The organism is Acinetobacter sp. 3657, assembly GCF_031456775.1.
GTDB lineage: Bacteria > Pseudomonadota > Gammaproteobacteria > Pseudomonadales > Moraxellaceae > Acinetobacter.
This window is the reverse complement of the sequence record NZ_JAVDVH010000003.1, coordinates 194281-218352: the sequence shown is the minus strand read 5'-3', so window position 1 is coordinate 218352 and position 24072 is coordinate 194281. Positions and strand designations below refer to the sequence as shown.

Below are 24072 nucleotides of genomic sequence, written 5' to 3'. Positions count from 1 at the left end.
GTCCCCCTTGCGGTAGAACGGGAGGGGGACGCGTTCGCGCGTGCTGGTACTAGATGACCAGTCTGTCAACCCTCTTTCGTTCTGCCACCATAATCAATTGACAGTGATTTGGTAGAACTTCTATTACATCTAGGAGTCCGCCATGCGTACTAAAATCTCTTTCATCGTTCAGTTCCCTGATCTTAATATGCGTTTACTTTTTTGTTTAGACCGACGCTAAGGCATCACTACGTCTAATAAAAAGTTAAAAACAATTTCTTAAAAAAATAGCGCTTATTTAAATGGGGGGACTATCCCTATGTATACCTATCGTTTTTTGATGGCAAGTGTGCTTTGCTCATGTGTGCTTGTTGCTTGCTCATCGGCATCGGAACCTGAGCAAGAAGCAGTCGTTGCACCGAAGCCAAAACCATCTGCAAACTCCAGTGAACGTCTATCACATCAGACACAAAGCCCCGTCATTGTAGATGCTGCTGAAGTTGCAGCATTAACACCAATGGCGGAGGAAGAGGATGTTGGTGCAGTACAACAACTCATTGTTAATTTAGGGGAACCCGATTCCCGACGTCAATCTATACGTAAAGTTTTATCGCTTAAACCCAACCAAATATTGGTCTTTGGAACCCATCAGTCTAAGCCCCAATATCTATTGTCAGAATTTGCTGGAAATAGTCTATTTGCTACAGCCAATGATTTGATCATTAACCGTATGAGGACTTTAAAGACCGAACATCATTTAAGCAAAGACGCCTTTGAATCAACAGCCCAATACCAACAACGGGTGGAGCAGCGGTTACAACGCTTACAAGAACTAACCTCCCAGATGCCGATTGATTTAGAACAATTGGAAGCAGCACTGAATATACTGGCTCATCCTTTGATGTTTAGTACCTCAAAATCCGACGATGAAAAAGATGGATTTTATTATGATGCAGAAAATCAAACCTTATATCTAACAGCTTCGTATATACGTGAACCTTCAAGTCGTAGCAAACATAACAAGGTGCATCAATTTAGTATTGTTACGTCGATTGCCTCGAACGAGGCAAGGGATATTTATGACGCCTTTATATCAACGGGACAGGGCAAATTAGGATTGGTCTTTAACTATCACAATCAACAATTGTCCTTGGATCGAATTATTTACCCAGCTTCTTATAGTGTTGTTTATCAGTTCAAGCCTGATGTGGTCACTGTAAAGCAGTTTGAAACAATAGATGGTGAGTTGGTCGCAGGAACCATGCAACAACACCGTATTCCTTTACATCAAGCTTTTCCTTTTAAATTTGGATTAAGCAGCTACTACTCCAAAGCCAAGCAACCGCCCACACTGCCTGAAGCCAACCTTGAGCCTTCAGAGCCTGAGGAGGGAGTTTACTGATGAGAACAACAAACATCTTAATGGTTATTGGAGTAGGGCTACTTCTGAGTGCTTGCTCTAGAGGGGCTGAATCTGAATTTAAACGAGACTGCCGTAAAGCGGTCGGTGATCGAGGTGTATGCAGTTGTGCTTATAAAAAACTTGAAGCGGCTTATGGAAAAAAGAACCTGAACGAGATGTACAAGAAACAAGTACCGCCAAAAGATTACTACGAGACAAACATTGCCGCACTTCAACATTGTGCGATCAAAAAGCGATTTGGATAGGGGGATACGATGAGCTATACCTCATTTCAAGATTGTATGCAGAACTCGATGTGGTTTAAACAACTGATCCATGATCCCAATGTTTATCTTGCACCGCATATTCCAGAGCAGAAGCTACAAGGAGCAGCAAGCTATCTTCCTGTCTCAGTTGTGCTCTCGGATGTATTGATGCTGATTGATGACACGGTCTTTGGCAGTGCCAAGGCTGGACTGTGTCTGACTGAGCGAGGCATCTATACCAAAGAATCTTTTGAAGACAGCAACATGTTTTTATTTGAATATATTAAAACCATTAATGTCAGCGGTGGATTCTTTGGCTATGGTTTAGACATCAATGGCAATCGGATGATCCGTTTCACTCAGATCAATAAAGAAACTACACACCACTTAAATTTGGGCTTGCGTGAATTATTGAATACCCGACAGGCTTTAAGCCAAAGCCAAAGCCAAAGCCAAAGCCAAAGCCGACAAAACCAGCAATCGCACTCCGCATCACTGTCACCAGCTATGACAGGGGTGATTGATGTGATGGTGTTCTTTGCTTTATATCAAACCCCAGTCTGTCAGCCCGAAAGCGACCAATATCTTGCAGAACAGTTTCAACGCTTTCCGCAGCCTGCAAAACAATATCTTCAACAGCAATTACAGCGCGGTATCTGTAAGCCGTGGACCAAAATTTGGCAGAGTGTCATCAGTTGGGGGAGCAACATGCCCTATACCGCCAAGGCAGAACTGATGGTACAGGCATTACGTTTGATGGCGATTAACTTATATCCCGCTGAAGAAATGATGAACTTTCTCTATCAACTGGGAGATGCTTTGGCACTGACCCGTCAACAGATCGATGATCTACTGAGGGAGGTATTGAGTTCAGATGAGCAACAGCAAAGCAATCATCATTCTGAGCCTGAGCCAACAAGTGGCATGAATGTTCAACACGCTTGCGAGCTCTTGGACCTCGATCAACAACAACTCAGTTTAGATCGCGTGCAGCAAGCCTACCGAAAAAAGATGGCAGAGTTTCATCCTGACAAATACCAGCAATTGCCGACCTCGGTACGTCAGCTCATTGAACAGCAGGCGATGCAACTGAATCAGGCAAGAGACTATCTCAAAGACTATCTAGGCGCGTATTAAAACGCAGCCTTACTGTTATTTAAACGGGAACGTTTTTTAAGAATAAACAAATTTCAAATACATATTACCGCTATGAAGCAGCATCTCCACATCAACCACAATCTGGTTGGAGATGCACCAATAAAGCGAAATCAATATAGGAAATATAAACGTGAAAAAATTCAAAATAATGATGCTCTCTTCATTACTCTCCATCCCATTGCTGATCTCAGGATGTAGTGGTGGTCTTAATCCAAACCAACTTGAGCTGAATTTGAATGAAGAATATTATCCTGGTTTGGTCGGAGGGGTATATGGTAAATACCATACAGTTCTCACCATTCGTTCGATCGATTCAGCGCCGATCTCTGTGACCAAAGTGAATGTGAATAATGGACGTTGTAGTTACACGAAAAAATTCGACAGAGAAATAGAGGTTCAATTTCCGCAGCATTTTCAGATCGGACAATCGTTACGCTTATACCTCAAGTGTCCGTTTAACTCCGTAGTCAAAGTCGATGTTGAAACCGATCAAGGTGCAGCCAGCTATAGCTTTAAATAACACAGTAACCTGCTGAACAAAACACAGCAACAGACCGACATAACAGCCATGCCCACCAAGGGCATGGCTTTTTTATGCCGTCAATATTCATATCCCACCACAGGACCAGATGCATGGCTACGATACGTTGTCCTTACTGCAATTCTGAACGGGTGGTTCTTACTGAACAGCGGACCAATAACTTTCAGTATTTCGAAAGAATCATCGACACCTTTTCCCCCTTAAGTTTCGCCACACTGGGTTTCAAACTCGCCAAAGCCGCAGCGATCCCACCTTATATCGGCGGACTGATTGGTATCGTCGTTGGGGGAACCTTACTCATGGTCAGTCAGCATTATTTCTATCGCCACTACCGTACAGCTCAACACTATCACTGCCTGAACTGTCAATGCGACTTTGCGGTGGCGACTTAATTTTTAAATCACTGTTTTTACTTTATATAGAGGAATCAAACTCATGGCACATTTAATTGAAAACATGGCATACGTGGGACAAACCCCTTGGCATGGACTCGGTAATCAGCTCACCCCGAATCAACCGATTGAAGTCTGGGCGAAACAAGCTGGCATGGATTGGCGCATTGAATCTTCAGATGTCAATTACATGGCAGAAAACCATCGACAACAAAACTTGATCTTACCGTATCAGGAACAACGAGTTTTATACCGCTCTGATACCCATGCACCATTATCGGTGGTGAGCCAACGCTATCAGGAAGTGCAACCTAAAGAGATTTTAGAATTCTACCGAGACTTAACCGAACAATCAGGCTTTGAACTGGAAACCGCAGGGGTGCTGAAAGGTGGTAAGAAATTCTGGGCATTGGCGAGCACAGGACAGAGTGCAGCTTTAAAAGGCAAAGATGTCAGCAATGGCTACATTCTTCTCGCAACTGCTTGTGATGGGACACTCGCCACCACAGCGCAATTCACCTCGATTCGGGTGGTGTGTAACAATACTTTAGCGATTGCGCTGAAAGGACAACAAGGTAGTGCTGGTGTGGTCAAAGTCCCACACAGCACCAAGTTCGATGCAGACAAAGTCAAACAACAACTGGGCATTTCCGTTCGGGCATGGGATGAACACATGTATGAAATGAAACAACTGAGTCAACGAAAAGTCACCCAACAAGAAGCCGCAGCCTACTTTGATGCAGTGTTTAACAACAGTAATCTCAGCAGTGCGGAACAGGATGATCGTTTGATTCAATTCTATCGAAATTCGGCAATGCCTAAAGTTGCACAATCAAGCAGCATCAAAGGTGACAATAAAACCGAACCAAATGGACGAGCTATGTCTAAGGTGATGACTATGTTCAACGGACATGGGCGCGGGGCAGAACTCAGCTCAGCCAAAGACACCGCCTATGGCTTACTCTGCGCCATTACTGAATTCACCGATCATGAACGTCGCGCCATGAGTACCGACCATCGACTTGATTCAGCTTGGTTTGGGGCGGGGGCTTCGATTAAACAACGAGGACTAGAACAGGCACTGAGAATGGTGGTTTAAATTAATCCATTGCCCAATGCTCATTTCAGGTTTATAAATAATTTAATAACGCTTTGCCACATTCTCCAGATGTGGCTTTTTTTATGCCTGAAATTCAGTTTTTACACCTCTCAATACCTCAATAAAAACAGGAATACTTACCATGAACAGTAATACTCAAATACGGCACAGCTTAAACAACCCACCCTTACAACCGTATTCACCCAATCTCAACTCACCAACCGCAACCCAAACAGTGGAAGTGGGAACTCGTAGTAAACGCATGCCCAAGAAGACGGCTCGCTTGCCTTCAGCCAAACGCCTTGCCAATACCAAGCAGATGAATTACCAACAATGGCAAGAACTCAGAAAACAGGGCATTGGCAGCAGTGATGCAGCCACCGCCTGTGGACTGAATCCCTATATGTCGATGCTGGAACTGTGGATGATTAAAACAGGGCGCATGCAACAAAATATTGAAGATGAAAGCACAGGTTACGCACCTTTATATTGGGGTAAACAATTGGAACCCCTGATTGCTGAATGCTACAGCCTGCACACCAACCATAAAGTCCGTCGCGTCAATGCAGTGCTACAACACCCCGATGAAGACAAACACTTTATGCTCGCCAATTTAGATTATGCCGTGGTGGGTAACGATGAGGTACAAGTATTGGAGTGTAAAAGCGTTGGGGAGTATGGCGCCAAATTATGGCGAGATGGCGTGCCGCTGTATGTACTGTGCCAAGTGCAACACCAACTGGCGGTGACAGGCAAACAAGCCGCACATATCTGTGCTTTGATCTGTGGACATGAAACCAAGATTTTTAAAGTGACTCGCAATGAAACCGTGATCCAACACATCATCAATGCCGAACGTCACTTCTGGCAATGTGTGGAGTCAGGCATTCCACCGAGTGTCGATGCCTCTGAATCCGCAGCCAAAGCGTTAAAACAACTCTATCCTGAACATATCCCACTGTCAGTTGAAGACCTCACTCAAAATGAACAGGCTAACTATCTATTTAAACAATTACTGGAGGAGCGGCATAAAGTGGAACAACACCAGCAATACTTTGATGAACTGAAGCATCAACTGCAAATGATGATGAAAGAGGCAGAACGTGCAGTGTTTATAGAGGGATCAGTGACATGGAAGAAAGCACAGGACTCGATCAGCTTAGATAGTAAATCGCTCCTTAAACAACACCCTGAATTTCTACAGCAGTTCCCACAAACCAAAGCAGGAACACGGCGCTTTCAGATTTATCCGAATGGTGGATAAATCGACAATTATCCACAATGGCTAAGTTTAAAAATAAGAAAGTATGACCAATACCATCAAAGTCTTGAATTCGGAGGCATGATTTTAGTCATACTTTTATATTTTGAACTGCATGGTTTTTAGATTAAGTTGTTGTTTTAGAAATTTAAATCAGCTTTTAAATGTTTGCTTACAACGCTTTGATCGACAAGCCTCGTTTATATTTGCCATATTGCTGTTCACAATACTTTGCAGAAGATTCTTGATTAGAATCGATATGCCTTACAACACGGCTGCTTTTAATTTCATTTTTATTGCTATGCCTTAGGCACTCATTGGCAATCACATCATTCACAACTTAGCGCAGCCGTGTATTTATTTCTAATTTAAAAATGGACGTTATTGCAATGAACAATATACAAATCAAAGTAAAGGACCAATTTGAAACGGAAAATCTCGCCATCGCCTTTATTCGCAAGGCCAATGCGCAGGACATTCCTTTATTCAAACGTATCGAGCATATTGAAATTGAAGGTGAGATACTTCGTCCCAATATGGAGTTGCTCTACGAAAACCCAAAAGACGGACGTATTTATCGCTTAATCGACATCGTTGATGCAAGTTAATCGTTGATGCAAGTTAACTGTTGATACAAAGCTAACTCACACAAACAGCTTCTAAAAAAGAAAACCCACGCCCTTGCAGGACGTGGGTTTTTTTATGGCTGAACCTTTTAAACTCCAAAGAGGATAGCATCATGATTAAAGGTCTCGCAATTACCCCGCCAATATTAGGACGGATTAGTATCGGCAAGATGGTTGAAAAGAATGGCAAACGACTGCCTGAAAAGGATGATCAATTTACCATTACCAGTCAGATCCAAAATAAAGATGGTTGGGTCAAACATCCACTAGATGAACAGCTACGAGCTAAAGCACCGAATCAAAAACTCAGAAGCATTCCAGTACGGATGATCTTTAATGATCCCGAACTTAACTTAAGAGCTGAATACACTTTATTCGACCGACAAACTGGACGACCCATCTGTATAGGCAATGGAGAAACTTGTCAGCGACTTGGACAAAATGGGATTGAACAACATCCATGCCCATCCCCTGATTTATGCCCACTGGCACAAGGCGGACTGTGTAAACCCTACGGCAGACTTTACGTCAATTTAGACGAATCAGATGAGTTGGGTACCTTCATATTTAGAACCACAGGATTTAATAGCATCCGTACTTTGGTTGCTCGACTTCGCTACTACCATGCAGCATCAGGTGATTTACTATCATGTTTACCGTTACAACTCACTTTGAGAGGTAAAAGCACCACGCAAAGCTATCGCACCCCAATCTATTACGTGGATTTAACTTTACGAGACGGCACTAACTTGAAAGATGCGATTAGCTCAGCCAAACAAATTGATGAACAAAGTAAGGCATCAGGCTTTTATCAGGAGGCTTTAGATCATGTGGCACGGCAAGGCTATGGCAATGCCAGTTTTGAGGTAGGAGGAGAGGAGGGATTGGATATTGTGGAAGAGTTTTACACTGATGAATCCAACTCACCGCAACATCAACAGACTCATGACTTAACTGATGTACAGGATATTCAGAAAGGCTTGCAGCAGTCGGTCCAAGCATTGAATTAGATATGCTTGGACAACCTCAGACTCCCTAAAAAATTACTGGACTGACCTATTATCTGAGCAAATACCGCTCGCATCATAGATTAGGAGTTAAACATCATGAATGCGTTTACAGGTCAAACTTTTCAGATGCATCAAATTATCAATATCAAAGAGGTTATTCAATTTACAAGTATTAGTCGTGCCAAGCTATATGAAATGATTAATGTGAACTCAAAATATTATGATCCTACATTTCCTCAACCAATTCGTTTAAGTGAATCACGAATTGGTTGGTCTGCTTTGGAAGTGAATCAGTGGATTGAGGCTAAGTTGGAACAACGGTTGGAGTAATTTTCATGATCGAAGATAATCTAAATGATGAAGTGATTAAAATCTTCATTGAGAGTTGGTTAGTAAAGTATGACAATTTTACTCTCATGCAGCATTTTGTAGAAAAATCATTTAATGGCTACAAAGTCGTTTTTAGATTGAACGGTCGTCAACTAGAGTTATTTGCAATTGATGATCATAAAGTATTGGAAAGAGTGCAGATCGTAGATGTGGATACTAATAAGTGTATTGCCTTTGCAATGAAAGCTTATTTAGTTTTTCATAAAGCGATCTGTGAAATTAAGAAAAACCATTAGTGGTTTTTCTTTTTTTTCAATAATTTAGTTGAAAAAATAGGTGACAATACTTGTCGCTTTAAAGTATGAAAGTCTTGAATCTTAAAGTAAGAACAGATAGAGTTACTGGAGAAAACTCTCCAGTGAACATCTTCAAATGAATTCTACTAATTTTACTTTACATTTTTCAGGGCATGAAACTTTTGCTCTGCGTTATGGTTGGCTGAATAAAGCTTATAATTTGTTGAATTTAAATGAAAAAGATGTTGAGAGACAGGTTGTGGAGTTGGGTGTTGGGAAAAACATGGTCAATAGTATTAAATATTGGGCCGAGATTTCTGGTTTAGTTCCTTTACAAAATAAAGAGAATAATAAAATAGGTTATGAAACAAGATTGGGTGAAATTTTTGAAAATTATGACCTATTTTTAGAATTAAATGAATCTACTTGGCTGTTACATTATTTTATTCAAAAGCGTTTTAATGATCTAACTTTTTCTCGTTGGTATTTTAATTTTTCAAATAAGCAAGTGTTTGATAAATATGAACTAGTTAGTGATTTGGTTAATTGGTTAGAGTCAGCAGGGCTTAAAGTTCCCTCACTAGCAACTTTGCAAAAAGATTTTGATTGCTTTGTGCTGTGCTATGCAAAAAGACTGAGTAGAAAGCAGTTGAATGAGGATGCATTTGTTTCTCCTTTGAATGAATTAAATTTTATTTATCAGATTGAATCACATAAATTTAAAGCAGACTTACTTGAGCAAAAAAATTTACCTATAGAGGTTTTTTTATATTGTTTAGTTGATTTCTGGCAAGAGAATTTTAGTCAGTCACCTACAATCAGTGTTGATAGTGTAGTAACTAACCCAGGAAGCCCTGGAAAACTATTTCGTTTGAATAATGCGGCGGTTGATTATTTTCTAAATCAGTGTGCACTAATAGATGATCGTTTTAATTGGACAGATACCTTGGGAATGAGAAGTCTAGCTTGTGATCAAGTTAATGAAGTTGATTTAAATGAGCTCTTAGCTAATATTTATCGTGGGAAAATTCAAAATGACTAAAGTAGAAAATTTGAATCATTATTATCAAATTCACGTTAATCATCTTTTATCTACACGACTTGATACAGATATATCAAAAGAGTTTTTTGACAAGGTTGTTTTTCATGGAACAGCTTATAATTCTTTACAAACCATTATTGATTCATTTGCTTCTTCTGGACAGTCAACTTTTACTTTAACAGGTAGTTACGGAACAGGAAAATCTACTTTAGCTGCTGTTTTAACAGGTTTGCTGCATCAGGATGATAATATACGAAGTGCAGCACGAAATCTGGTGAATGATAAAAGACTACTTAAAAAGTTGGACAATTCTTTTAAGTTATATGACGAAAAACCTTGGCTGATAGTTAAAGCTGTAGGAGGGGTGACTTCTCCGGCAGAGTTATTTTATAAATCTATTTTAAAAGCCTTAGAAGAAGCAAAACTGATTGAATTCCTTCAGGATGATTTGTTTTTTTTATTTGAAGAAATTAAAACTGAACAACAGCTAATCGCATGGATAGATCAAGTCTTCCGTGCTCTTGATGGTAAAATATCTGGCAGCATTTTCATTCTAGATGAAATGGGGAAGTTATTAGATCATATTGCTCGAAATAGCGGTGATTTACATCTTTTTCAGGAGTTATCTGAAAAAATTAACAGGCTTTCTACAAAAGAGTGTCCTTTCCTATTTTTAGGAGTTCTTCATCAGGCCTTTTCTGATTATGCGAAAGGTTTAAGCCATCAAATTGCATTAGAGTGGGCTAAAATTCAAGGGCGATATGTTGATATTGCATATCGAATTTCATTAGATGAATCTGTGGCTTTAGTTTCTAAAACTATTAAAAAAACTAAGAATAAAATTCCTAATCCTGTTGTCATTCTAAATGAACGACTAATTGATGATGCTATGTTGTCAATTAGCTCAAGATTAATTGAAAGCAGCCCTAAAATTAAACAATATTTTATCAATGCCTTACCTTTACATCCATTGACTACAATTTTGCTTGGCGCTATTGCTAAAAGTAGTTTTAGCCAAAATGAACGTAGTATTTTCAGTTTTCTTTTATCTGTTGAGCCCTTAAGTTTTAGAAAGTTTTTAGAAGCGGATGTTGAGTATTATAAAACTTACACTATTGTTGATCTATGGGATTATTTAAGTCATAACTTACAGCATCAAATTTTAGGTTCTAAAGAGGGGCATTCTTGGAGTGTTGTTGAAGAGTCGCTTACTCTACTGAGTAAGCAGATGAACAAGTTAGAAATCAATAAAAATATTAATTTAGATCAATTATATTTCAATATTGTTAAAGCCGTCGCAATGATGAATTTGTTTGGAAAGCCATTGGGGGTTTATCCAACAAAAAAATTGATAGCGAATGCTTTGCCTACTTCGGCAGCCTCCTTAGACTTTCTTGATGAGTGTTTAAACAATTTGCAATCTTGGGGTGTTATAACCTATTGGAATCGTACAGATTCTTATGAAGTTGTTGAAACGTCTGAACTAAATATTCAACAACTTTTAGAAGAGAAGCTGCAAACTTTAAGTACTCAACAAAGTTATTTCGAACATATTGATTATAAGGGAAATTCTATCTTAGCGAAAAGACACTATCAGCAGAAAGGTGTTATACGTTGGATGGATCAACATTTAGTCTCTGATATTTCAGGATTGAAGAGCTTAATTGATAGTGATACTTTAGAAAATAGAAAAGCATTTGCACATTTTGTATTAATTACTGGGCAAGCTTTAAACTCTAAGCAACTTGCAGAAATATCTTCTCAGCACCCTAATATATTGATTTCTCAGCTTAAAAAATTAAGTGAAATTTTGAATTGGTCTAAAGAGATTTTCGCTTTAAAGGAAATTTATAGGGATCAGCCCAAATTAATGATAGATCCAGTTGCTAAGAAGGAGTACGAGCAACGACTAAATTATGCGTATCAGCAGGTAGATTCTTTATTTCAACAATCATTTGAACATGTTGATTGGTATTTTTCTGGAGAAAAAATTCTATCTAAATCATTGTCTATGGTTGCTTCTGAAATTGCCGATAAAATATTCTTTGCATGCCCAACAGTTTCAAATGAACTAGTTGTAAGGCATGATGTTTCTAGCTCAGCAGCGGCTGGTCGAAGAAAATTATTAGAAAAGATGCTCGAAAGTAATGAGTTTGAAAATCTGAATATTGAAAAGTTTCCACCTGAGAAAGCAATTTATCTTTCTTGCTTAAAGCAGTTAGGTTTACATCAGTATCAAGCAGGCGAAAACAAATGGGCTTTTGTTATCCCTAAGTATGACATTGAAAATAATCCACATACGAAGGTTAACCTGAAACTTGTTACTGAAATGATGGAGGTTGGTCATGCCTTATTTAAATCAAATAAAAGTTTAGTCAAAATTGCTGATTTATATGATATTTGGGCTAAACCTCCGTTTGGTATACCCCAAGGATTACTCCCAATTTTTGGTTTAGCCTTATTGTTAGCTAAAGAAAAAGCCTTAGCATTTTATGATCAGGATATTACACAAGATTTTCGTTTTATCAGTTCAATGGATGAAGAGTTTGTAAATAAATTAGTTAAACGTCCAAATGAGATTGCAGTAAAATTTGTTAAAGAGCCTGAAGAAAAGGATCGCTTTATCCAACTGGTAGCTCAAAGTATCAGTTCTAACTTTTCAATAGATATCGATGAAACACCATTGTTAGCTGCTCGTTTTATTGTTTCATATGTTGTCAAACAATCAAATTGGGTCAAATTTTCAAAAGATGTAGATTTTTTTGAAGAGAAGGTTCAACAGCTCCGAGCTTTTATTGTGAAAGCTGATGATCCTTACAAACTCTTATTTGAAGATATGTATGATTTGTTAGATGTGAATAAGCGAAGTGATGTTCAAATTCGTTCTGATCTTTCAGATTTTTTTATTAGTATTCAAAATGCTAAGGCTAACTTATTCAAAAAATTTGAACAATGCCTCTTTAAAGAGCTAGGTGATATTACATTTGATATTCTAGAGCAAGCAAAATCTGTAAGCAGATCTGCCGCAGATTGGAAAATGAAAAAGTTTGCGGAGCATTTATCAAATAGTTCAAATGACTCTTCGCAATGGATAAGTAATATGATTACTTTGCTTGGCCAGATTCCAGAGAGAGATTGGAGTGATGATAGTTTGAAAAAAGCTTTTGAAGCTTTACCGAGTTACGTGCAACGTTTTAAACAATTAAGTTTTTTTGCTAAAAAGACTAAGATTGCTTCCGATGAAGATCATAAATCTTTAGCGATTATCGTGAATACTGTTAATGGTTTAGAAGAATACAATAGGAATGTGATTATTGAACCCGAACTTCAGACTAAGTTGAATAGTGTCGAGATTGAGCTCAGTAAACAAGTTAACTTAATCGAATTGAGTGATGATGCTAAAGCAATTGTTCTATATCAACTCTTGAGGAACTATTTGTATCCAATAGGCAAGGAGGGAAAACATGAAGGCTGAAAAACCAATTAAGCATGTTTTAGGATTATCTGGCGGAAAAGATAGTGCGGCATTAGCTGTCTATATGCGAGATAATTATCCTGAATTGGATATTGAGTATTTTTTTACAGATACAGGTAAAGAACTTCCAGAAGTCATGGATTATTTAAATAAGTTAGAAGCTTACTTGGGTAAATCAATTTTACGTTTAGGATCTGATAAAGACTTCGACTATTGGTTGAAAGAATACAACCATTTTTTACCATCAGGGCACCAACGTTGGTGTACTGTTCAAATGAAATTGGTTCCATTTGAAAAATGGGTGAAACCATTTTTAGATGAAGGTTATGAAATCATAAGCTATGTGGGTATTCGTGCTGATGAGCCATGGCGTGAAGGTTATGTACCGACACAAAAGTTCTTAACGACAAAAATGCCGTTTGCTGACGATGGTTTGGTTAAAGAAGATATTATAAATATTTTAGAAGGAACGGGTTTAGGGCTGCCAAAGTATTATGAATGGCGCTCTAGGAGTGGATGTACCTTTTGTTTTTATCAAAGAAAAATTGAATGGGTTCGTTTAAAGGAGCGTCATCCCGATAAATTTGAAGAAGCTAAGGCTTATGAGAAACAGCTATCTGACGAAAAATCTACAAATGGTGAAACATATTACTGGATGGGAAAAAACACACCTCTAAGTACGCTTGAAGATCCTGAGCGTGTGGCTCAAATAAATGCGGATCATGAACAGAAGCTTGAGAAGTTTAAGAAAAAGCGACGCCGTAACGCTCTGCATGATGATCAATTAATTGAAATGGTTGATTTAGATGCTGTTTATGATGATATGGAGGGTGCGGGGGCATGTGTGACTTGTTATAAATAATAAAGTTACTAGTCTTAGATTCATGCATTGAGTTATTCATCTAAAAAGCCATATCAGGTAGCAAATGGAAGCTATCTTTAATGGCTGCTGAACCTCTGCCTTTATTTTTGTTTATTTATGGGATAATTACCGTGTGACCGCTGGTCTGACATGTACCTATTACATTACCCTCTGATAATAGAATTAAAAAATGATGTCATTGAATCATATTCTAAATTAGATGCTAAGCTTAAACGAATTGATTCTATCGCATTATTATAATTTAATCCGATTTCACGTAGTACATAAGACATTTCGATATTCATTGATGAGCAAGCTGAACCTTGAGAGCATAAAAAGTCTGAGTTAGTTACAAAATGTGCAGCATCAAAGTTAGGAAGTCTTACATTTAGGATGTGAGGAATATATTTTATATTGGGTGAGTTAATTTTACCGCCAATTTCAATAACTTGGGTCCGTAATAAAGAATTAATTTTTTTCACTTCTGCAAAAGTGTTTTCAATTGTTTGATCTTCAACTGCTGTTCCGAAACCTAAAATTAATGGTGTTGGAAGGGTACCACCTCTTAAACCATATTCTTGCCCAGCGCCATGTATTACAGGCTGAATTCTAGTTTCTCTTAAGTCTCTAATGTAGAGAGCTCCAATACCTTTAGGACCATAAATTTTATGGGCTGATATAGACAGCATATCAATATTAAGTTCATCAACATTGATAGGAATTTTTTTATAGGATTGGGCTGCATCTACATGAAATTTAATATTTCTTTTAAAACATTCTTTACCTATTACTTCTATAGGTTGTATAGATCCTAGCTCATTATTTACATGCATAGTGCTGACTAAAACAGTATCATCTCTCATAGCCGTTATTACGTCTTCAGCATTAATGATTCCATTCTTTTGAGGAGAGATATAGGTAATTTCATATTCATGTTCTTTTTCTAAAAAATGGCAGATTGTTAAAATACATTTATGCTCAATTGACGATGTAATTATATGTTTTCCTTTCTTTTGGTTTGCTAAAACGTATCCTTTAATCGCTAAGTTGTTGGCTTCAGAGGCACCACTAGTAAAAATAATTTCACTTCTATACGCGCCAATTGAGTGGGCAATAGTCTCTCTAACTTTTTCAATTTTCTCAGCTGAAGAACGTCCTAATTTATGGGCAGACGATGGGTTCGAATATTCTTCTTCAAATGCTCTAAATAATTCATTTTTGACAGATGGTAGAAGAGGTGTTGATGCAGCAAAATCTAGGTAAATCATTTTGATGATCCTGAGAAAGACACTGTTAGCATCTCTTTTTTTGTGTTTTTAATCAATTATTCTTCTACACATAGTGCAAAAAATCCTTAAATTATTTATTGTTCAATAAAGAGGATTATTTTAGTACTATTAGATCCTTGTTTTAATAAAATTCATTAAATTATTAGATAATATTGAAGGGTGAGTATATGTCGGATTTGCAATATAAGCCGTCTGCAAAATGGGTGCGTTATTTGCGTAGTTATGGTCCGACTCCTAATAATGCAATTATGTTTGATGAGCATGTGTCTAAGGCTGCTCGGTTGGCTAAAATTGACCCTATAAAATTACCAACTCCGTTATTGTCAAGCATTTTAGATTCGATATATCGAGTAGCCGGCGGTTCCATAATTATTGCAGGAACAGCAGGTGATGGGAAAACGTATCATTGTCGTGCTTTATGGCAAGAACTTGGTGGTACTGCTTCTGAGTGGAATGATTCAGATACAGCAGTAAAATGTTTAGATATTGTTAATTATAAAAAAGTATATTTTGTTAAAGATTTAAGTGAATTAAATGAATTGGATAGTAATTTTATCTTTGAGTTGCTAGAACAATCTGTGCTTGAGAATGAAACAAAACATATAGTTATAATTGCTGCAAATCATGGGCAAATTCTAGAACGCCTACGTAAACGTTCCTATAGAAGTTTTGATATACATCCAATCCGAGAGGCTTTGGAGCAAGTTTTTTTGCAAACAGGAGAGGGGCTTACTCGGTTAGACGTATTTGACTTAAGCCGTAGTAGTTATCGTAAATCATTAACAGATGTATTAGATATATTGATCACCCATCCTGAATGGGATAAATGTAAGGATTGCCATTTTCAAAATAATAAGCAAGGGTGTCCTATTTCTGAAAATCGTCAGAGACTACTTGGCGAAACAGATGAGTCTAGGCAATTACGATCCCGATTATCTGATTTAGTTGATATTGCTAGGCTCAATGGTTCACATTTACCGGTACGTGATTTACTTGCATTATGTTCAAATATTCTACTAGGTCATTCTGATGTTAAAGATGGTTTAATGCGGTGTAATGATATTGATAAGATATTGAATAGCGGAACATTTTCTAAGGGAAATTTATACGATAATATTTTTGCAAAAAATCTCCCAAATCAACGGGTGGCTGAACGTCCAGTTTTTAAAGCATTATCATCTTTTCAGATTGGTGAAGAGACCACAAGTGAAATTGATGGGTTATTAATTTATGGGCGTTACGATAATGAATTATATTCAATGTACAACCATCTTATTGAAAGTGATAGACAATATGGAAATACGAATTATTTTAAAGCAATTCAAGAGTCTTATCTAGAAGGTGGGGAATATCTCAAAGGCAACATTAATCAAGATCTGATTCAATCCATTGAAAGCCAACGTCGTCGCTTATTCTTTACATTACCTGAAAATTTATTTAGTACGAATTATTTTTGGAATTTAAGCGCATATAAGTATGCAGCACACTATTTGGAGCTATTAGATAACCTTCAAAATAATCACCCAATCTCAGAAGAGGTACGACAGTTAGTTGTTCTTGGTATAAATCGCATCATGACCGGTATGTTAGTTGATGAAGTAGATAATATTATTGTTGCAACCTCTGGTGGTTTTACTCAGTCTAAAGTAAGTGTGTTATGTAAAGAAGAGGTATCAGCTCATCCTCCTAGAAGAAACAGAGATGGGATGTTAATTAAGTTAAATCATAATAATAAGCCTTATCTTGAATTTTATATGCTTGATGATGAGGTTGGTGTAACTTTTGAAATGACGCCTATACGATTTGAGTTTTTAGCTCGAGTGTCCTATGGAATATTGCCTACTAGTTTTTCTAGCGAATGTTTGGAAGATCTTCTAGCTTTGAAATCTAAATTATTACGCAGAGCTGAGCAAATACAATCGGAATTTGAAGATAATTCTCAGGTAAATAATGATGAAATTCTATTATTAAGGTTGGTAAATGATAGTTTTACTCATGGTTCTAAGAATATATCAGTGAGATTAAAAAAATGAAGTTCCTAGATGACGTAGATTTTGTTGTTGATGAAAAAATTTGGGGGCATCGTTTATATGATGAACAACTACCTCATTTGATTATTTTAGAGTTTTTAGGGATTTTAGTTGGAAACTGTGAGCAACCATTAAAGGAAGAAGGAGGGAAAGTAATTTATAAACCTCAGCGTCAACTAAGATTACGAGGGATTTTATTCAATAACCCTTATATAAATATGATTGCTTCATCTACTAATAAGTCTGATGAAAAAAAATGGGAAGAGTGGTTTGAAGAGTATCAGAAGGGAGCATATGCCGAAGAAGATATGAGCTATCTGAAAGATGTCTTCAAATCTTTCGATGATTTTGCTCGAGTAGTGGAGTTGTTGAGATCTTCTTCTTTTGAAGTAAATAGCAATAAACGATGGAGTTCAAAATTTGTTTTTCCATTTGGTCCTGATGCGTTGTATGAAGATTTAAGGGTAGATAAAGCTGAAACAAATGATAGAAGATTTTTTGCTCGTACTGGCGAAATTTTGTATTTAATGCTTTGCCGTTCTTATAATAAAGAGGAGTTAGGGGAATTTTTAGTTAAACGGTTGTTATGCGCTAAAATGCCACTTAACCGTTTGGTAAAAGCAATTCAGGGTGAAAAACAAGACGCAAAATTAGTAAAGGAAATTAGTAGCCAACAATTACCTGTAAACTCACACAAACGTTTTGATCAATTATGCCAAGATTGGATCCATATTCTTAAACAAGATATACCTGCTTACGATGTAATTTCGTATCTAATGTTTTCTGCAGGTCTAAATATGTTGTTATATTTTTTAGAGCGTTCGAAGGAGGTTCTAAAAGATGAAGTACCTGTACGAATGGTTTGTGAAATTATTTCTAAGCAACGTACAAAAATAAGAACTATTTCTGCTGATGATTATCAATTTAATCAGAACTTATCATTACGTTCAATTGGTACTTTAATCGAAAATATTCAACAAGAAGATGAATGGCTATCTGCGTCGAAAGAGGCTGATCCAGAAGTTAAATACATCCAATTGATGCAAAAACATTTTAAATGGCCAAGTTCTGAAGAGGAGAATTCGAATTGGACAGCTGAAACATTTATCCAAAAGTTGATTAATAAGGCTGAAACTAGACATAAACAACATTTAGCTAGAGTGCATTCAGCTTGGTCTAAAGCTATTGGTTTAAGTTCTCGTCGTCTATCACGCCGAATGAGGTATGCGCCAAATGATTATTTCTTAAAGTCACTTGTGATTACTGTAGTTGATAAACGAATGCCATTCGATGATTTCCTAGAAATCATAAAAAGTCGTTATGGCTTAATTATTGGTGAGGCTCAAGCCGAAGAACTTATTGCAAGTAATCAAGTTGATCAGGAAGCTCTTAGTAAAAATAGTGAATTTTTAGCTGAACGCTTAATGAGTTTAGGTCTAGTACGGCAATTATCTGATGGATGTGCTTTTGTTGAAAACCCATTTAGTATCGAAGGAAATGTATATGCAAGCAAATAAGATTATTGGATGGGTAGGCGCTATATATTTCGAGAATTATCTACAACAACAAATAAGTGATGCAGAATTGGGGAATGAACACTCACATATAGAAACTGCCTTATTTAGGTTAGATCAGTTAACATCGGGTCAAATTTCTGCCATTGTCCAAGAAATATTATCTAAACCAGCATTGCTACAGCACATCTCTCTTAAAATTCCCAAAGCATTAATTGGTAATGAAGAATTACCAAACGATGTGTTGATCAACGATAATGCTGCAAGTGTACGAAATCAAAGTATTGATAAACAGGTATTAGTAACAGCGAGCTCTAAAAATGATATTGGAGATACACTTGCGCATATTACAATTGTTAGTGCGAAAGAATTAAAAGCAAATGGACATGCGTGGGTTCAAGCATGTAGTAAGTTAGGGAATTTAGCGCTGACTAGTGACGATGAAAAAGCTTTCGCTAAAGCTTTAGAAGCAATGATTGAATCTATTGAACTTTCATTAGTCCAAATTGCAGAATTTTGTATAAGTATTATTGAGGCAAGTAATTTACATGGTTATGCCATAAGGCAAGCAATTGGTTGGTCTCTACCAAGCATAGGATTGCCACGCGATACTAATTTCTTTACTAATGCTGAAGCATTTTCAAAAGTTACACGTACTTGGAAAATTGCGTTTGACAAGTTAGCAACACATCGATATCCATTATTAAAGTATCAAAAGCCAAATGGCCAACCTTTAGATGCTGCAGAAATGGAAACTCGTCTAAATGATAATTTAGACGAGTTTGATAGTGATCATATTGCTATTTTGAAAGGGTTTATAAATGGATCTGTTGATGATATTGAGGCTATACGATCTCTTGCTGAATTAGAATGGGAACAGCATAAAGTTTATTTAATTTTTGATAGACCTAAAGAAAAGCAAAGAGGTCTTGCTGAGTCAACTTTACAATTTTTTTCGGATATCTGTGATCCAGATGATGTCTTATCCGAAGAGTGGCGCAACCATTTAATAGAATTAAAAACACGGGAAAAAAGCGGGGAATGGGTTGATGAGGATAAATTTTTTTTCGATCTCCATCGATATTTCTTAGAACAAGATTCAAAATTATTAGCTCGTTGGGAAAAAGTAATTTTTGGACAAGCAATCGAATGTCAGGACTTTCTAGAAGGTCTAGTCTTTGCTACATATCAATTACTTGCTGGGCAAGAAGAGTTTAATGGCGATCGTTATTTAAAAATTTCAGTGAATAAAGGCAAGAAAGCTTGGCTTGATCAGTTTAATCATGACGTAGTGACATTTTTCTGTGTAATGTATCGTGGTTTATATAAAACTATGGGGTCTAAAATTATTTGGGAAATTTCAAATCAAAGAACTCCGTTGGCAGATATATTATTTGATTATGAAAACTTTATCTCTCAACAAAAAGCTCGTCTCGGTAATAAATTCAAACCAATAAAATCTTTATCTAGGGCTGCATTACAAATTAAATTTGAAGTTTCGTTAGTAGAACGACGATCAAATAATCTAGACAACGTTTTAAAAAAAATTCAGCTTCTATGGAGTTACTCACCTACTTCTATTGGACTTTCTTTAGCTGATGACTTAGGTCGACTGCTCGAAAAGGGCGGGATGGCTTGTACGAATGTTAGTCGAAAAATTGTGAGTAAAAAAGGGGGAGTACAAAGTGTAGCTCTTAATAATGTTAGTAGTTTGGAAGCAACTTTTTCTAATGATCCAGGTTCTCTCATTCCATCGAAAAGCAAGCTAGAGAGCTTGAGGTATCAAATTAAAAAATCTCTAGAAAATTTATATAAAGATAATTTAATAAATGAAGTAGCCTATCAACAGATAAAGCAAACTTGGGAAAAATTTGAAAAAATTTATCCTTTAGCCGTCCAGGATTTTAAGCTGAATGGGTTAAATCATTCGACTATATTCAATCAAGCTGATGCGTATGCTGAATTATTAGATACTCTTTCAACTCATGCGTGTAATGATGTATGTCGTAATAATCTTGTGAGTAAAGTAATATCTATTGGAACTGTTGTTGTATCTGGGGAGCAATCAACACTTATAATACCTCCTTGGCATCCTGAACGCTTGAAAGCGTTAGCTGTTAAAACGCAACGAACATGTGCATTAATAACTCACTTATTGACCGCAGAGAGTCTTAAGTTCGGTGATAGGAACATATTTTTCAAAGATTTTTTTGATGAGCTTAAGCATCCATTTTATCCAGAAGTTGGGATACTTCAAAAGAAGGGTGTAGCTGATTTAGTTTCTGTTACAAGTACAGTTAATGGTTACAGTTTGCTTGAGGCCCCGACATATTCCAAGACATCGGTTCTTAGCGATACTTCCCCTCAAGTAGCAGCTAAACAGATTAATGAACTTATTGATCGTTATGTAAGTCTACAACCACATAAGCTACGAAATTTAAATATTTTATTATATAACTCTGACGCGGCAGATTTACCTTTGGAAGTGGTGAAAGAGTTATCGAGTTTGTATGATAATGAACAATCTGAGATGCAATGTAATGTCGTTGTCCGGCATACAGAGCCAAAGCATTTAGCATCAATTTATGCAGAATTAGTTAACAAAGCTGCAGATAATGAAGATTTACCGCTTGTAAGTGAAATATCAGATAATTTTATTTCCAAATTAAGAATAGGAGTATCTAAATCAGCTAATGGAAATGGTAATTCTCTGTTAGGATTTAAGCCGTTTGATATTGCATTTTTGTATGATGTTGTAGCAAGAACAGCTACCGTAGAATGGATTGCTGTTCCTTGGAGTGAGGATCGTTTAAGCTTAGAACATGCGCCATCACGTTGGTCATATCGACTTGTGGCGAAAGATGGTGACCTCAAATCAACTAGTTTTTTAACATGCCCATGGCAAACTTCAACGGGTTGGAGTTATTTAGCAGCAGTAGCTGCACTTGCAAAGAAAGACGCGATTACCAAAGAAGATAGGTTACTTCCTGCTCGTCAGATTTCATTACAACACCCTCATTTAGCTGAAATTATAGATGATGCGCATCAGCAAGCAGAATGGGTTGCAACTTATGATGAACTGTTAGATAAAAAACAATTACAGCATCGAGATATAACGGTAGTGCGTTATCGTAGGAATACGACAAATGGCCGTAATATGATAGTTAGTTCAACTGCTGATCTAAAACTATTAAATGGACTTACTCAAAAGCGTTTAAAAGATTTGGCCTTACCATTGGATCAATTACAGCTTAATGAGCTTACTAAACGAATTAAAAAAGATGCTCTATCAATTTCTGGTCAGATTGTATTGCGAGCTGCACGTCGAGGTATATCTGCAGGTGAGATGTTGGGTTTAGTACTTAGCCGTTATTTAATCGCTGATGAATTTAAAATTTTGAATAATGGTAATGATGCTTTTAGTGTATTTTTCTTATTAGATGATTATGCATCTTGGTTATCTCAAAAAGAAAGTCGTATTGCTGATTTACTAGCATTATCTGTTGAAGATTCTAGTGATGGAATTCGTTTACATATTGCAATTATAGAGTCCAAATATGTTTCGTACGAGAGTGTGGCGGATGCAAAACGCTCATCCAAAGCTCAGCTAATGTCTACATTGACATCCTTTAAAGATGCATTATTTGGGGATCCAAGCCGTTTAGATCGAGATGTTTGGCTATCTCGTATTTCGGATTTGCTTGTTGATGCAGATGTATCTATTGGACAAACTGCATTACTAGAACAGGCAAGAATAGCAATTCGCGAAGGAGCGGTTAGTATCTCTTTACGAGGCTATTCTCATATATTTGTTCACAGCTCTGATGTAGTCAATACTAATTCTGTTTCTGAGCAACTTGAAGTTGATAGTTCTCAGCATTTCCAAGCTTGGCAAGAGGTATTTGATCGTAAAGAGCTCCGATCTTTAGTCGAAATATATGCGGAACAACAATATTCATCTTCTATAAGAGCAATATTAGGCTCAGCTGAGCCTTGGGAAAATGTAATTTTTAATAGACCTGCTCCAAGAATTAATTGGGCATTGGTCGTTGAGGAGTCTGATCATACTCAACAGAATTCTTTATTAGAAAATACTTTGGATACAGCTCAGAACTCTGAACAAAGTGACCATATTCAACTACCTTTTAATAGTACAGATGATATTAAAGGGAATTATCTTGAGCTAGATAAAGTCATTACGGTCGACGAAAATACAATTGATTTGGTTCAGTCAAAAGATCAAGCAGATCGGATAATGCTAAATTTAGGTGAATTAATTAAACTTAATCATTCAGCACAAACTCAAGACGATATAAGAAATGAGTGGGCAGATAAAATTACTAAGGATTTAAGACGAGCCTTAAATAGTTGGGGCTTTCAAGTAAATGTACTTGGAACGAGAATTACGCCAAATGGATGCTTGATTCGATTGGCCGGTTCAGATCGATTACGTATGGAAGATATTGAAGCTAAACGAACACAATTGTTAACAACTCACGCAATTAATATTGTAACGGTACAACCTAAACCTGGTGAGATTGTTGTAACAGTTGCTAGTGAAGTACGGCAAGCTGTTTCCATTTGGAATTTGTGGGCACGTCGGCAACTAAATCGTAATAAAGCTGGAATTAATGTTTCATTTGTAATAGGCGTTCAAGAGGTTAATGGTGAATTATTATATCTAAATCTAGGTGGAGATTTTTCAGGATTACCTGGACATGAACCCCACTCTCTTGTAGCTGGTGCAACGGGAAGTGGCAAATCAGTATTACTACAGGTGTTACTCCTTGATATAACTGCAACAAATTCTACTGACTTAGCTCAGATTATTCTTATCGACCCTAAAATGGGGGTTGATTATACAGCTTTAGAAGATTTACCACATATGCGTGAACCAATTATTACAACTAAAGAACGAGCAACGGAAGTTCTTGCTAATTTAGTTGATGAAATGGAAACGCGCTATCGATTATTTGCTCAAGTCAAAGCGAAGGATTTGGCAACGTATAATTCTAAGGTTGCTTTGAGTGATAGATTGCCTATGATATTCCTAATTCATGATGAGTTTGCGGATTGGATGTTTGATGATAATTATAAGGGTGCTGTTGGTTCAGCTGTTCAACGATTAGGTGTAAAAGCTCGAGCAGCAGGTATTCATTTGATATTCGCAGCCCAAAGACCAGACAAAGATGTTATGCCGATGCAACTGCGAGAAAATTTAGGTAATCGTTTAATTTTAAAGGTTGCTAGTGAAGCAACATCTAAGATTGCGTTAGATCGTTCTGGTGCAGAAAGATTATTAGGTAAAGGACATTTAGCTGCAAAACTAGGTGGTGATTTAATTTTTGCTCAGGTGCCATTTGTTTCTGATGATGAGATGACTCAAATTGTGAACACAATAATTGAAAGCAATTTGTCTAATTATATGGGCAGTACAGTTCAAACTTAATTAATTGGTTTAATTTTAAGAAAACTCTAAAGGTTTAAACTGATTAGAGTT

Annotated in this window: 18 protein-coding genes; 17 read left to right on the top strand and 1 reads right to left on the bottom strand. The window is 37.0% G+C overall.

The features are described 5' to 3' along the window. Positions 1-298 precede the first annotated feature (298 nt). From J2Y37_RS05565 to J2Y37_RS05500, 14 genes are all read left to right on the top strand, one after another. Positions 299-1381 (top strand): hypothetical protein, encoded by a 1083-nt coding sequence (locus tag J2Y37_RS05565; protein WP_349032155.1) that lies wholly within the window; start codon positions 299-301, stop codon positions 1379-1381. Then, a complete protein-coding gene (locus J2Y37_RS05560; protein ID WP_349032154.1) occupies positions 1381-1647 on the top strand; it encodes a hypothetical protein in 267 nt (88 codons plus the stop codon). The genes J2Y37_RS05565 and J2Y37_RS05560 overlap by 1 nt, the downstream gene beginning before the upstream one ends. A 9-nt stretch (positions 1648-1656) precedes the next feature. Next, entirely contained in the window at positions 1657-2784 is a 1128-nt protein-coding gene (locus tag J2Y37_RS05555) for a hypothetical protein (RefSeq protein WP_349032153.1), read from the top strand. A gap of 169 nt (positions 2785-2953) precedes the next feature. Next, positions 2954-3325, top strand: coding sequence for a hypothetical protein (locus tag J2Y37_RS05550; RefSeq protein ID WP_349032152.1), 372 nt, complete (start codon positions 2954-2956; stop codon positions 3323-3325). A 113-nt stretch (positions 3326-3438) separates the two neighbouring features. After that, entirely contained in the window at positions 3439-3738 is a 300-nt protein-coding gene (locus J2Y37_RS05545; RefSeq protein ID WP_349032151.1) for a hypothetical protein, read from the top strand. Positions 3739-3781: 43 nt separating this feature from the next. Next, positions 3782-4837 (top strand): DUF932 domain-containing protein, encoded by a 1056-nt coding sequence (locus tag J2Y37_RS05540; protein ID WP_349032150.1) that lies wholly within the window; start codon positions 3782-3784, stop codon positions 4835-4837. Between the two features lie 142 nt (positions 4838-4979). After that, positions 4980-6101: a lambda-exonuclease family protein gene (locus J2Y37_RS05535; protein WP_349032149.1), complete on the top strand. Its 1122-nt coding sequence runs from the start codon at positions 4980-4982 to the stop codon at positions 6099-6101. Positions 6102-6487: 386 nt separating this feature from the next. Next, entirely contained in the window at positions 6488-6706 is a 219-nt protein-coding gene (locus J2Y37_RS05530; protein WP_349032148.1) for a hypothetical protein, read from the top strand. Between the two features lie 131 nt (positions 6707-6837). After that, a complete protein-coding gene (locus J2Y37_RS05525; RefSeq protein WP_349032147.1) occupies positions 6838-7734 on the top strand; it encodes a hypothetical protein in 897 nt (298 codons plus the stop codon). 96 nt (positions 7735-7830) lie between these two features. Then, positions 7831-8064, top strand: a complete 234-nt coding sequence (locus J2Y37_RS05520) for an AlpA family phage regulatory protein (protein WP_349032146.1) — start codon at positions 7831-7833, stop codon at positions 8062-8064. A gap of 5 nt (positions 8065-8069) precedes the next feature. Next, complete coding sequence (locus J2Y37_RS05515) at positions 8070-8360, top strand: hypothetical protein (protein ID WP_349032145.1); 291 nt, start codon at positions 8070-8072, stop codon at positions 8358-8360. A gap of 136 nt (positions 8361-8496) precedes the next feature. After that, positions 8497-9402, top strand: coding sequence for a DUF4007 family protein (locus tag J2Y37_RS05510; RefSeq protein WP_349032144.1), 906 nt, complete (start codon positions 8497-8499; stop codon positions 9400-9402). Beyond that, positions 9395-12877, top strand: coding sequence for a P-loop NTPase fold protein (locus J2Y37_RS05505; protein WP_349032143.1), 3483 nt, complete (start codon positions 9395-9397; stop codon positions 12875-12877). The genes J2Y37_RS05510 and J2Y37_RS05505 overlap by 8 nt, the downstream gene beginning before the upstream one ends. Further along, positions 12867-13739 (top strand): phosphoadenosine phosphosulfate reductase family protein, encoded by an 873-nt coding sequence (locus tag J2Y37_RS05500; RefSeq protein WP_349032142.1) that lies wholly within the window; start codon positions 12867-12869, stop codon positions 13737-13739. Before J2Y37_RS05505 ends, J2Y37_RS05500 begins: the two co-directional genes overlap by 11 nt. Positions 13740-13903: 164 nt before the next feature. Here J2Y37_RS05500 and J2Y37_RS05495 read toward each other — a convergent pair whose 3' ends face one another. After that, positions 13904-15007 carry a cysteine desulfurase family protein gene (locus J2Y37_RS05495; protein WP_349032141.1) on the bottom strand — a complete coding sequence of 368 codons (1104 nt, stop codon included), beginning with the start codon at positions 15005-15007 and terminating at the stop codon, positions 13904-13906. A 188-nt stretch (positions 15008-15195) separates the two neighbouring features. Between J2Y37_RS05495 and J2Y37_RS05490 the strand changes: the two genes are divergently transcribed. The 3 genes from J2Y37_RS05490 to J2Y37_RS05480 are packed head-to-tail and all read left to right on the top strand — an operon-like array spanning position 15196 to position 24021. Then, entirely contained in the window at positions 15196-17061 is a 1866-nt protein-coding gene (locus tag J2Y37_RS05490; protein ID WP_349032140.1) for an AAA family ATPase, read from the top strand. Next, entirely contained in the window at positions 17058-18575 is a 1518-nt protein-coding gene (locus J2Y37_RS05485; protein WP_349032139.1) for a hypothetical protein, read from the top strand. The genes J2Y37_RS05490 and J2Y37_RS05485 overlap by 4 nt, the downstream gene beginning before the upstream one ends. Continuing rightward, entirely contained in the window at positions 18562-24021 is a 5460-nt protein-coding gene (locus J2Y37_RS05480) for an FtsK/SpoIIIE domain-containing protein (RefSeq protein WP_349032138.1), read from the top strand. Before J2Y37_RS05485 ends, J2Y37_RS05480 begins: the two co-directional genes overlap by 14 nt. The last annotated feature ends 51 nt before the right edge of the window (positions 24022-24072 follow it).